Here is a 12588-nt window from a genome sequence, read left to right on the forward strand (position 1 = left end):
ATTGGAAAGGAATTTCATTATGACGATTTATCCTGTTCAGAGTGAACGTTTTTTTCAGTACGGCCAGATTTTAAAGGGCTATGACTGCAGCGAGCTTCTGCAAAAGATGGCGGACACCCCGCTGCCGGAAAACCATACGATTTACGTTCCCTCCGACCCGGAGCTGGAAAAGCTGAAAATCTTCCGGGATTTTGAAAACCGCGGCTTCGGCGGGCTTCCGCTCCAGATGGGCTACTGCAACGGCAGCAACGTGAAGCTGAACGCGGTGGAATACCACCGCACCTCGGAAATCAATATCGCCGTTTCGGACCTGATTCTGCTGGCCGGTTCCCGCAACGACCTCGATTCCAAAACATACACGTACGATACCTCGCTGATCGAAGCGTTTCGGGTTCCTGCCGGCTGCGTATTTGAAATTTACGCGGGCACCCTGCATTACGCACCGTGCAACGCCGAGGAAGGCGGGTTCCGCAATGTGGTTGTTCTTCCAAAGGGGACCAATCTGCCGCTTGAAACCCGCACCGCAAGAGAATTTGAAGACCAGCTCCTCTTTGCAAAAAACAAATGGCTGGTGGCGCACCCGGAATCCGGTCTGGAAAAAGAAGGCGCATATGTGGGCCTGAAAGGATGGAATATTACAGTAAGTTGATTCGAAACGGAGGCTTTGTTATGGGAAATCAATGCGTACTTGGTCTGGACGTCGGCACCTCCGGGTGCAAAATTCTCGCGCTGAGCGACACGGGAGAAATCCTGCAATCCGTTGTGGAGGAATACCCCTGCTACACACTGCGGGAAGGATGGTCCGAACAGGACCCGGAGGACTGGTGGAAAGGGGTCCGGAACGGACTGAAGCGAATCCTCCCCCTGCTTGGCGGCAAGGAAATCTGCGCGGTCGGCTTTTCCGGGCAAATGCACGGCATGGTCGCGCTGGACGAGAACTTGCAGGTCGTCCGCCGGGCTATTTTATGGAATGACCAGCGTACCGGAAAGCAGTGCGACGAAATCACCGAAGCGGCGGGCGGGCTTGAACGCCTGCTGGATATCACCAACAACCGGATGCTTACGGGCTATACGGGCGGAAAAATCCTTTGGATGAAGGAAAACGAGCCGGAAAACTACAACAAAACGCGGTTTATTCTGAACCCGAAGGATTACATACGCTTCAAGCTTTCCGGCGAAATCGCAACGGATGTTTCCGACGCTTCCGGCACCGGTCTGTTTAACGTGAAAGAACGCAGATGGGCGACGGATCTTATCCGCAAAATCGGATTGGATCCGGATATTTTCCCGAAGGTTGTGGAATCCACGGACGCGGTAGGGCATGTTTCTAGGGAAGCCGCGGGGCTGACCGGAATCCCGGAGGGGACGGTTGTCGCGGGGGGCGGCGGGGACGCCGTTATTTCCACAACCGGGTTGGGGCTGATCAAGCCCGGCCGCATCGGCATTACGCTGGGCACCTCGGGCGTGGCGGCCATGGGGCTTCCGGCTTTCCTTCCGAATCCGGACGGCATGCTTCAGGTTTTCTGCGGCAACGCGCCGGGTTCCTATAACGCGATGGGTGTTACCCTTTCTGCCGCGGGCGCTTACCAATGGTTCCGCGGCGCGCTCGGGGAGTATGAACTGGAGAAAGCAAAGCAGACGGGCAAAAGCGCGTTCCGCCTGCTGGACGAAAAGGCGGCGGCGGTTCCCCCCGGTGCGGACGGCCTGATTTTTCTGCCGTATCTGACCGGCGAACGCGCGCCGATCAACGACCCGAACGCCAAGGGCGCGTTCCTCGGTTTAACTTCAAGGCACAGCAAGGGGCATTTTGCCCGCGCTGTTCTGGAGGGCGTAGCCTTCTCTCTGAAACAGGTTTACGACCTCATTATGGGTGGAAATATGGATATTGTATCGGATGAAATCGTGCTGGCGGGGGGCGGAGCAAACAGTCCCCTCTGGCGCCAGATTTTTGCCGACGTGTTCAATCTTCCGGTGCGCACCGTTTACGGCAGCGCGGAGGGCGGCTCCTTCGGCGCGGCGCTTGCGGCCGGGGTTACGGCGGGAATCTGGAAAAATCTTGAGGAAACCGTTCCGTTGATCAAGCCGGAAAGCAAAACGCTTCCCGTTCCCGAAAATGTACCGCTTTATCAGGAACAATATCAAAAATACACTAAATTTTACGGGGCTTTGAAATGGAGCTTTAAATGATTCGGTTTTAAGGAGGCCTTTTTTATGATACAGAATATACCGGAGGTCCGGCTGGGCATGATTGCCGTAAGCCGCGACTGCTTTATCATCTCTTTGTCGGAAAAGCGCAGAAAGGCAATTGCGGAAAGCTACGCCGCAAGGGGCGGCAAAATTTACGAAGCAAAAACTACTGTGGAAAACGAGCAGGATATGCTCAGGGCGGTGGAAGAAGCCAAGAACGCCGGCTGCAATGCGCTGGTGGTATTCCTTGGGAACTTCGGGCCGGAAACGCCGGAAACTCAAATTGCCCAGCGCTTTCGCGGTCCTGTCATGTATGTCGCCGCCGCGGAGGAAACCGGAAAAGACCTGATTAACGGGAGGGGCGACGCATACTGCGGTATGCTGAATTGCTCCTACAACCTCAACCTTCGCCATATGCCGGCGGTTATCCCCGAATACCCGGTCGGCACCGCGGACGACATCGCCGCAATGATTGAGGATTTTGTCCCGGTCGCCCGCGCCGTCATCGGGCTGAAATCGTTGAAAGTCATTACCTTTGGCCCGCGCCCGCAGGACTTTTTCGCCTGTAACGCGCCGATTCAGCCGCTTTACGACCTCGGCATTGAAGTCCAGGAAAATTCCGAGCTTGACCTGCTCGTTTCCTACCGGGCGCACGCGGGCAATAAAAGGATACCGGGAATTGTGGACGACATGGCGAAGGAGCTTGGGACAAAGGGCAACCAGTATCCCGACCTTCTTCCCCGCATGGCGCAGTTCGAACTGACCCTTCTCGACTGGGCGGAACAAAACAGGGGTTCCCGCGACTACGTCGTTTTCGCGGACAAATGCTGGCCCGCGTTCCCGAAGGAATTCGGCTTCGAGCCCTGCTATGTGAACAGTCGCCTGGCTTCCAGAGGAATTCCGGTTGCCTGCGAAGTGGATATTTACGGTGCGGTCAGCGAATACATCGGCGCCTGCATCACCGGGGACGCGGTCACGCTGCTGGATATCAACAACAGTGTCCCGAAGGACCTGTATGAGGAGGACATTAAGGGCAAGTACCGCTATGCGCCGGAAGAAACCTTTATGGGCTTCCACTGCGGCAACACGCCGTTTTGCAAGCTTTCCAACGGCGCGGTAAAATACCAGCTCATCCAGAACCGGCTTTTGGAAAACGGGCAAAAACCGGACTTCACGCGCGGCACGCTGGAGGGCGACATCGCGCCCGGGAAAATTACATTCTTCCGTCTGCAAAGCACCTCCGACGCAAGGCTGACGTCCTATATCGCCCAGGGCGAAATCCTCCCTGTGGCAACCCGTTCCTTCGGCGGTATCGGTATCTTCGCGATTCCGGAAATGGGAAGGTTCTACCGCCATGTGCTGATTGAAAAGCATTTCCCGCATCACGGCGCGGTGGCGTTCGGCCATGTGGGCAAATCCCTTTTCACCCTTTTCCGTTATCTTGGCTTGGAGGACATCTCCTTCAACCAGCCGAAAAATATGCTGTATAAAACGGAAAACCCGTTTGCCTAATTCATTTCATTCCTTCCTTTAAATAAGCCCCGTCCTCTCCCGTTTCTTGGGAAAGGGCGGGGCTGGTTTCTTTATCCTTTTCGGACGGCGCTATTCGTCCGCATTGTCGTAATCATCCAGAAAATGGTGCTTCTCCTTGCCTTTATAATACCCGATCACCGTTTCCAGATTGATCCTTTCCACGCTGTGGAAGATGTTTTTATCCACATTCGGGTTCACTTTGCGCAGCTGCGCAATCAAATCCTTGATTTCCTGCCGCTTGGACGCGCTGTGTTCCCGCGCGGCGTCCTCCGTAAAACGGCAGGCGCATTGGATAAACTCCAGCCCGTTGTACCGCCGCCACGCGATGATATCGGCCTCCTTCACCTGATAAAGCGGGCGGATCAGCTCCATGCCGGGGAAATTCGTGCTGTGCAGCTTCGGCATCATGGTGCGCACCTGCGCGCCGTACAGCATGCTCATTAAAATCGTTTCGATTACGTCGTCAAAATGATGCCCCAGCGCGATTTTATTGCAGCCCAGCTCCTGCGCGTACTTATAAAGATACCCCCGGCGCATGCGGGCGCAAAGGTAGCAGGGGGAGCGGTCCATTTTGCTGACGATATTGAAAATCCGTGTTTCGAAAATCCGGATGGGTATTTCCAGCGCCCTTGCGTTTTCTTCGATTTTGCGGCGGTTTTCCGGGTTGTAGCCGGGGTCCATCACCAGGTATTCGGCTTCGAAAGGGAAATCGCTGTATTTTTGCAGGTGCTGAATGCATTTCGCCAGCAGCATGGAATCCTTCCCGCCGGAAATGCAGACCGCAATCCGGTCACCCTCCTGTATCAGCCGGTAGTCCTTTACCGCCGCGATAAAAGGATTCCAAATATCCCTGCGGTATTTTTTAATAATGCTTCTTTCCGCCTGCTGTGCGAATTCCATGGCATTTCTCCTGTCCTGTGTTCCCGATGCGTTCCGCCCGCCGAGGGGCTGAAAAAGCAAAACCGGGCGCGGTTTTTGTAAAATATTTCTATATTTTTAATTTCATGTAAATTACCTGTTGCATTATTGGAATAAAAGAGGTATAATTTGCCTATAAGGCATAAAAATATAAAAGTGCAATGCAGGAACAGGCGTTGGCGCGCCTGCTCCCTGCATACGGAGACTAACCCTCTCCATACGCAACTGATAAAATCAGCACATTGCGTATTCTATTATACCTCCTGTTTACGGATTTGTACAGGGGTATTTTCGAATTTCGCATTGTGCAGGTAGCGTTGTATATGGACATTGGGGGCCATATACAGCGTTTTTTTATGCCTTACACTCGGGCGGCGGGCTCCGCCATCCCATCGAATCCTTATGCCTCAAGGACAATTTTCCTCCGCCTCCCGACTTTAATAAGCGTTTTCACACTCCTTGCAATTCCTTGGTGTGTGCGAAACCATATAGTGTTGCTTCCGGCTTCCCCGGCGTTTCTGACCCGCCGGGGAAAAAACAGCACAAACCCAGCGTACGACTTATCTCCATCCCGCGGAGATTCGGTTCTTCATAGCACAGGGTGCCCCGGCGCTCTGCCTGCCCTGCCGGGGCGTCCGCCGTTAAAGGCGCACAGCGAAAGCAAAGCGCGAAAGAGCCGTTCCGGCGATTCCGGAACGGCTCTTTCCATAAGGAAATTAGAAGAGTAACGTAATTTTATCAATCTTTCTTGTTTTGGTCAAAGATAACGGCAACCAGAATAATCGCGCCCATAGCAATTGTCTGCCAGTAGGAGGAAACGCCCAGCAGACTGAGCGCGTTATTGATGATGCCGATGACACACAAACCGACGACGGTCTGAAGAATACCGCCGCGGCCGCCGGACATGCTGGTGCCGCCCATGGCGACTGCCGCAATCGCGTTCAGCTCATAGCCGTTCGCGGCCGCCGGCTGACCGGCCTGCAGGCGGGAAGAAAGCACAGCGCCCGCCAGCGCGGAGAGAATCCCGCAGAGGATATAGACCCAAGCTTTGATCTTCTTCACGTTGATTCCACTTAACTGGGAAACATCCTCGCTGCTTCCGACGGCGAAAACATAGCGGCCGAAGCAGGTGCGGTTCAAAATCAGATAGGCAAGGCCCAGAATAATAATCATGATAATAACCATTACCGGAATGATGCCGATGTAGCCAAGGCCGATCCAGCTGTACGCTTCGGGCATGCCGAAAACCGGTTTCGCGTTGGTAAACACATACGCAAGGCCCCTGGCAATACTCATCATAGCGAGCGTCGCCACAAACGGCGGAACCTTCAGCTGGGAAACGTTGAACGCGTTGAACGCACCGCAGATGCCACCGATGACAACGGAGGTGCCGAAAATAACAAGAATGCTCATCGGAATGCCGCTGTCCGGCATAGTATTGATAATGGTGGAGGAAATAATGCCCGTTAAGGCGGCTACGGAGCCGACCGAAAGGTCGATGCCGCCGGTCAGGATAACGAACGTCATTCCGGTTGCGATCAGCGCATTAATGGTAATCTGCATTAATACGTTGATCAGGTTCCCGACTTCGGCAAAACGCGGCACGAAAATCATGGAAATGATAAAAAGACAGAGCAGGAAGATCGGCATGGTATAATCATGCGCAATCCGCTTTACATTTAATTGATTTTTCATTCTATAATCCCCCCGGCTTAACCAGCGTGAATGCTGGCCAGTTTCATAATATCTTTTTCCCCGATATCTCGATTGTCCAGGAATCCGGAAACGCGGCCTTCGCTCATAACCATAATCCGGTTCGAAACGCCGAGCACCTCTGGCATTTCGGACGATACCATGATGATGCTTCCGCCGTTTTCAACAAATTCCTTCATCAGCAGGTAGATTTCGGCTTTCGCGTTTACGTCGATTCCTCTTGTCGGCTCGTCCATGATCAGGATTTTCGACTTTGCGACCAGCCATTTCGCAATAACGACCTTTTGCTGATTTCCGCCGGACAGATTCTGCACAAGCGCCATTTCGCTCGGCGTTTTTGTGTGAAGGAGTTTTATGTATTCCTTCGCTACATCGGTTTCCCATTTTTCATTGATAATGCCGTGATTGGAGTTTTCATAAATACTTGCAAGGGAGGTGTTCATCTTAACCGACTTCGCAAGCAGCAACCCCTGCCCGCGGCGGTCTTCCGGAATCAGCCCCAGCCCGGCGTGAATCGCCTCGCGCGGGGAGCGGAAATGCACTTCTTTGCCGAAAACGGTCACCCTGCCGCTGTTGTATTCGTCGGCGCCGAACACGGCGCGCATCACCTCGGTGCGGCCCGCGCCGATCAACCCGGCGACGCCCAGAATTTCACCCTTGTGCAACTCGAAGGAAACATTTTCAAACACACCCTCGCGGGTAAGGTTTTCGACTTTCAGCACAACTTCGTCCTTTACGCTTTCGCTGTCGGCCCGGTAGTAGAACTGGGTCATCTGCCGGCCGACCATCAACGTGATCATGTCGTCCTCGCTTACTTCGGAAAGCGGCGCGGTTTTAATCAGCGTGCCGTCGCGAAGGACGGTGATACGGTCGCATATGGTTGTGATTTCCTTGAGCCTGTGCGATATATAAATAATGCAAACATTATTTTTTTTCAATTTATCAATGACGGTAAAAAGCGCGTCAACTTCGTGCTGTGAAAGGGAAGAAGTCGGCTCGTCCATAATAACAACGGAGCTGTCCTGCGACACAGCGCGCGCGATTTCCACCATCTGCTTATCTGCGTTATTCAGATCACGTATTACGGATTTCGCTTTAATATTTACGCCGATGGAATCAAGGATCCCCTGCGCTTCGGTATTCATTTTTTTACGATCAAGCAGACCGGAGTTTAGCCTTGGCTCGCGGCCCAGAAAAATATTTTCGGCAACGGTCAAATCGGGAATGACGCTTAATTCCTGGTGGATAACGCTGATCCCGCTTGCAATGCCTTCTCTTGGATTTTTAAAATTAACTTTCTTTCCATGGACTTCCAGGCTTCCGGTGTCAGCCTGATATACGCCGGCAATAATTTTTATCAAAGTGGATTTTCCCGCTCCGTTTTCACCTAAAAGCGCATGGACTTCACCCGGATAAAATTCAACTGATATATCGGACAATGCTTTCACACCGGGAAAGGATTTATTGATACCGGACAACTTAATAATCGGTTCCTGCCCCATTTGTATACTTCCTTTCCATATACTGATTCAACATTTCGGTTCTTACGGATACCCGCCCCGGCGCCTCCCGCGGAAATGGACGGCACGGCGGGAAGGGGTTGAACCGATGTTCCGGCAAAAGGATGGGGACAGGTGGTTCCCCATCCCCACTACCGCAGCCGGAATTATTTTGCGTTTGTCTTATCGATCATGAACGGAGAAATTGCAATCTTCTTTTCTACAGTCTTGCCGTTTATAGTGTCAACAGCAGCCTGAAGAGCGGTTTCGCCGATTGCAGCAGGATCCTGCGCAACGTCTGCAATCCAGAGGCTGTCGGGCTTTTTGATTTCGGCAATGCCTTCCGCGTTGCCGTCAAAGCCGATGATCTTCACTTTTTTGTTCGCGGATTTAATGGAAGAGAGAGCACCCATAGCCGCCGGGTCGCCTACGCAGAAAACAGCGTCAAGATCGGCATGCTTCTGGAGCATGTTCTGCATAACGTCAGCAGCTTTTGCCTGGTCGCCGGAGTAGTTCTGTACATCGACAACCTTAATGTCGGGAGCATTTTTGCCAATCCACTCTGTAAAGCCCTTTTCACGGTTTACGCAACCTTCGATTTCGGAATATGTGATAACTGCGGCCTTGCCCTTCTTATCCTTGAGGACATTGTTTACAAGGTACTCTGCAGCCAGCTCGCCGCCCTTATAGTTGTCGGTGGAAACGTGGCAGACTGTGTCACCGTCGGAAGGAACGTCCATGGTAAGTACCGGAATATTTGCCTTGGATGCAAGTTCAACCATGGACTTGCTGCCTGCGGAGTTTGTCGGGCAGAGGATGATTGCGTCAACTTTTTGTGTAATGAAGTCCTGAACCTGGCTGAGCTGTTTGCTGGCGTCTTGGTTGGCGTCCTGAACAATGAGCTTTACGCCGAGTTCTTTGGCTTTTTCGTTCAATGCGTTCTCAATGTTGTTGTAGAACACGTGCTGTCTGGTCAAAAGGCTGACGCCGACGGTGATGTCCTTCTTGGCCGCTTCCTTGCTTTCCGCCGGTGCGCTTGCCGCCGCGCTTGCCGCGCTGTTGCTGCTGGTTCCGGGGCCGGAACAAGCTGCAAGTGTCGCAACCATTGCTACTGCTAATACCATGCTGATAATTTTCCTAAACCTTTTCATGATAAATCCTCCTAATTAATTTATGAAAATGGAGTTTTCTCCAAATTCGACGGATTACGCTTTATTGCCGCAGCCGCAAACTGCAATTTTATGCTTTACGGTTTCGGCAACATATTTTTTGCCCGCGTTCATGAACACCTTGGGGTCATAAACGCCTTCGTCTTTAAGCGCCTCGCGAACGCCCTTTGTCAAAGCGGCGCGCAGCTCGGTTGCAAAGTTGACCTTGCAGATGCCAAGCTCGATGCTGCGGCGGACGGCTTCGTCCGGGACGCCGGAAGCGCCGTGAAGCACGACCGGAACGTCGACCAGCTCGACAATCTTCTTCAGGCGGTCAAAATCCAACTTCGGCTCGCCCTTGTAAAAACCGTGCGCGGTGCCAATTGCCACCGCAAGGGAACGCACCCCGGTTCTTTCGGCGAAGTCCTTCGCCTGTTCGGGGTCAGTATAAATCTGTTCATTCGCTTTCACCTCGTGGGTGTCTTCCTTGCCGGAAACCGTCCCGAGCTCGCCTTCCACGTCGATGCCGAAATTTTTCGCTTCTTCTACGACGGATTTGGTAAGGGCAACGTTTTCCTCATAGGGAAGCTTGCTGCCGTCGATCATGACGGACGTGTACTTTTCCCGAAGGGCTTCCATGCAGCGGTCGTAGCTGTCGCCATGGTCAAGGTGTATGGCGACGGGAATATCCGCCTTCGCGGCCTCCACCGCAACCATCGCGCGAAGCATATCCATCCCGGCATATTTTACTGTGCCGGGGGTTGTCTGGATAATGACGGGGCTTTTTAGCTCCGCCGCGGTGCAGATAACAATCTGCGCCATTTCCATGTTTTCAATGTTGAATGCGGTCACGGCGTAACCGCCGCGCTTTGCGTTGAGCAGCATTTCCCTTGTGGTTACTAATGGCATTCTAAAGACTCCATTCTAAAACTTATCTATTTCATTCAATTTCTTCCGCGCGAATCAGCGGCAGCATTTTTTCAAAGCTCTCTTTTGTGCACATCTGCGTGCCCTCCATGATCAACGAGCCGTGCGCCACAGCGACGCCGTAGCGGAGCATGTCCGCGCAGGACATCCCGCGCGCAATCGCGTAGCAGATGCCCGCCACGAGGGAATCGCCCGCGCCCTGTACGCCCCGGACCGGTATGTCCGCACCGGCGGAGAAATACGCCTTCTTTTCTGTTACCAGCATCGCGCCGTTCTTCCCAAGGGAAACACACACCAGCGTAACGCCCTGTGCAATAATTTTCCGGGAAATCCGGATCACGTCGTCTCTGGATTCGATTTTTTCACCAAACGCCTCTTCCAGCTCGTCCTTGTTCGGCTTGATCAGGTAGGGGCGGGCCTTAATGCCTTCCAAAAGCAGCTCGCCGTACGCGTCGATTACGGTTTTTACGCCGAAGCTGTGGGCCTTGTCCGTCAGGGTTTTGTAGATGTCCTTCGGAACGCCCGGCGGCACGCTGCCGTCCAGCACGAGCAGCGTGGTTTTGGGGAGATATTCCTCCACCAGCCGCACCAGCTCCGAAACGCAATCCTGCGTAACGGAATGGCCGCTTTCGTTCAGCTCACTCATAACACTTGTCTTTTTATCAAAAATTTTTATATTGGTACGGAGCAAACCCTCCACATTTAAAAATTCGTTTGAAATGTTCTTCTGGTTCAAGAAATCTGTCAGTACGGAGCCGCCGCCCACATAATTGAAGCCGAGGCACCGCGTTTCTTCCCCTATATTATTTAATGCGATGCTTACGTTGATGCCTTTTCCGGAAACATCGCACCGAAAATTCTCCACATGATTGGTTCCCCCATAGGCAAATCCGTCAACCGTTACGGTTCTGTCGATACACGGGTTCAGCGTAAGTGTGGTTATCATCTTTTGTACCCACCTTGTCTATGTATTTATTCGGATCCTTTCCTTTCTGAGGCCCAATCCGACATTGCCTGGAAAATAATCCAGACAGAGGTTGCCCCCGCGTCCTGCAGCCCGAGAGCTTTGGTTCCGTAGGATTTGGCGCGGCCGAATTTTGCCACGCAGTCCCGTGTGTGTTCCATCCCTTTTTTTGCGCATTCGGCCCCCATTGCCAGTCCTGCCGGAAGATCCGCGTTTTCCGCGGCCGCCTCCTCCAGCCCGACAACCGCCGGCTCGAAAGCATCCACCATTGTTTTGTCGCCGACCTGCGCCTTTCCTCTCCTTTTCAAAGCCTCCAGCGAACGGCGGTAAATACCGGCCAGAAGCGCAAGGTCGGCCTCCTTGTGCGGTTCAAGCCCGACAATCCCGCTGATAAACATCGTCCCAAAGAGCACGCCCGAGGCACCGCCCATTGTATCCAGAAGCGTCATGCCGACTTCCTGAAACAAATTTTCCACTGTTTCGAATTCCTTGTCCTTCAAAGCCTCCTGCACCGCTTTGAAGCCAAGCGCCATGCCGAAGCCGTGGTCGCCGTCGCCGAGTTTCAAATCAATTTCCGTTAAAAAATCTTCGCTCTCCACTACTCTTCGCGCCACAAAAAGAAACATATCTTTAAGCTGGCGCGTATCCAATGTATTCATACACAAGCACTCCTCACCAGGCCCAGCCGCCGCTCATCCGCGCGGGCGGTTGTTTTTTTTAAAGAATGGCGAATACGCCGGCATATCATAATAACGTTTCAGTTCCTCGTCCACTTTCAGAATGGAAATGGAGAAACCGCCCGTTCCCTGCGGACAGAACAGCGAATCAATAAAGAGGTCGTGCACCTTGATGCCCTTGCCCTTCAGGATCTCCGCCACTCTGCGGTTTACAATGCAGAGCTCCAGCAGGCTGGTAAACCCAAAGCCGTTCACCATAACGGCAACTTCGTCCCCGGCACAAGCCCCGCAGTCCTTCAGAAGATAATCCATCATGGTATCGGCGATTTCATCCGCCGGTTTCAGTCCCGTGCGGAGCACGCCCGGCTCGCCGTTAAAGCCCATGCCGTATTCGATGAAGCCCTCCGGCAGCTCGCACATGGCCTTGCCGCTCGGCAGGTATCCGGGCGAGGTGGTAACGCTGAACGTAAACGTATTCCGGTTGGCCTTCTGAATTACGCGCACGGCTTCATCCAGCGGAAGCCCCGCGTCGCAAGCACCGCCCGCAACCTTCATCACCAGCGCAACGCCCGCCACGCCGCGGCGTTCTTCCTGCTTTTCCCTCGGCGCGCTTGTGATATCGTCCGCAACAAACACACAGCGCGTGTCGATGCCGTCCAGTTGGGCAAGCTCGCCGACCAATTCGAAGTTCAGCACGTCGCCCGCATGGTTTGTACAGATATAAATAACGCCCTTTTCGTGGTTGACCGCTTTGGTCACATTCAGAATAGCCCGCGCCGGCGGCGCGATATACACATTTCCCAAAGCCGCACCATCTGCCAGCCCTTCGCCCACATAACCGAGGATCCAGGGTTCGTTTCCGGAGCCGCCGCCCGTTACAATGGATACCTTGTCCTTTTTCCGCTTCATCAGGATACCCTTATAATCCGGAAGCGGTTCGAACAGATCGGGGCAGGTAGCAATATAGCCTTCGATCATTTCCTTTATCATCTGTTCCGGTTGATTGATTATCTTATTCAAAG

At 53.3% G+C, this 12588-nt stretch carries 11 protein-coding genes; 3 read left to right on the forward strand and 8 right to left on the reverse strand.

Features of this window, described 5'->3' with window-relative positions; genetic code table 11:
• Positions 1–19: 19 nt before the first annotated feature.
• Genes P9B68_RS06390 through P9B68_RS06400 form a run of 3 tightly spaced genes read left to right on the forward strand, consistent with a single transcriptional unit; the run spans position 20 to position 3699 of the window.
• Positions 20–649 carry a DUF4867 family protein gene (locus P9B68_RS06390; RefSeq protein ID WP_135658492.1) on the forward strand — a complete coding sequence of 210 codons (630 nt, stop codon included), beginning with the start codon at positions 20–22 and terminating at the stop codon, positions 647–649.
• Positions 650–669: 20 nt separating this feature from the next.
• Positions 670–2187, forward strand: coding sequence for a xylulokinase (xylB, locus tag P9B68_RS06395; RefSeq protein WP_277668692.1), 1518 nt, complete (start codon positions 670–672; stop codon positions 2185–2187).
• 27 nt (positions 2188–2214) lie between these two features.
• Positions 2215–3699, forward strand: a complete 1485-nt coding sequence (locus P9B68_RS06400) for an L-fucose/L-arabinose isomerase family protein (protein WP_277668733.1) — start codon at positions 2215–2217, stop codon at positions 3697–3699.
• A 90-nt stretch (positions 3700–3789) separates the two neighbouring features.
• Here P9B68_RS06400 and P9B68_RS06405 read toward each other — a convergent pair whose 3' ends face one another.
• The 8 genes from P9B68_RS06405 to P9B68_RS06440 form a co-directional block, all read right to left on the reverse strand.
• The gene (locus tag P9B68_RS06405) at positions 3790–4620 is read right to left on the reverse strand and encodes a tRNA lysidine(34) synthetase (RefSeq protein ID WP_135658486.1); all 831 of its coding nucleotides are present in this window, start codon (positions 4618–4620) and stop codon (positions 3790–3792) included.
• A gap of 756 nt (positions 4621–5376) precedes the next feature.
• Positions 5377–6333: an ABC transporter permease gene (locus tag P9B68_RS06410; protein ID WP_135658484.1), complete on the reverse strand. Its 957-nt coding sequence runs from the start codon at positions 6331–6333 to the stop codon at positions 5377–5379.
• Between the two features lie 17 nt (positions 6334–6350).
• Positions 6351–7853 (reverse strand): sugar ABC transporter ATP-binding protein, encoded by a 1503-nt coding sequence (locus tag P9B68_RS06415; protein ID WP_277668693.1) that lies wholly within the window; start codon positions 7851–7853, stop codon positions 6351–6353.
• 164 nt (positions 7854–8017) lie between these two features.
• Positions 8018–9001, reverse strand: coding sequence for a substrate-binding domain-containing protein (locus tag P9B68_RS06420; RefSeq protein ID WP_277668694.1), 984 nt, complete (start codon positions 8999–9001; stop codon positions 8018–8020).
• A 54-nt stretch (positions 9002–9055) separates the two neighbouring features.
• Positions 9056–9907, reverse strand: a complete 852-nt coding sequence (locus P9B68_RS06425) for a class II fructose-bisphosphate aldolase (protein WP_277668695.1) — start codon at positions 9905–9907, stop codon at positions 9056–9058.
• A 31-nt stretch (positions 9908–9938) separates the two neighbouring features.
• Complete coding sequence (gene pfkB, locus P9B68_RS06430; protein WP_277668696.1) at positions 9939–10871, reverse strand: 1-phosphofructokinase; 933 nt, start codon at positions 10869–10871, stop codon at positions 9939–9941.
• Positions 10872–10897: 26 nt separating this feature from the next.
• Entirely contained in the window at positions 10898–11548 is a 651-nt protein-coding gene (gene dhaL, locus P9B68_RS06435; protein WP_277668697.1) for a dihydroxyacetone kinase subunit DhaL, read from the reverse strand.
• Positions 11549–11581: 33 nt separating this feature from the next.
• Positions 11582–12586 carry a dihydroxyacetone kinase subunit DhaK gene (locus P9B68_RS06440; protein WP_167875162.1) on the reverse strand — a complete coding sequence of 335 codons (1005 nt, stop codon included), beginning with the start codon at positions 12584–12586 and terminating at the stop codon, positions 11582–11584.
• Positions 12587–12588: the final 2 nt, after the last annotated feature.

Origin of the sequence: Caproiciproducens galactitolivorans (assembly GCF_029266045.1) — a bacterium.
Lineage (GTDB): Bacteria > Bacillota > Clostridia > Oscillospirales > Acutalibacteraceae > Caproiciproducens > Caproiciproducens galactitolivorans.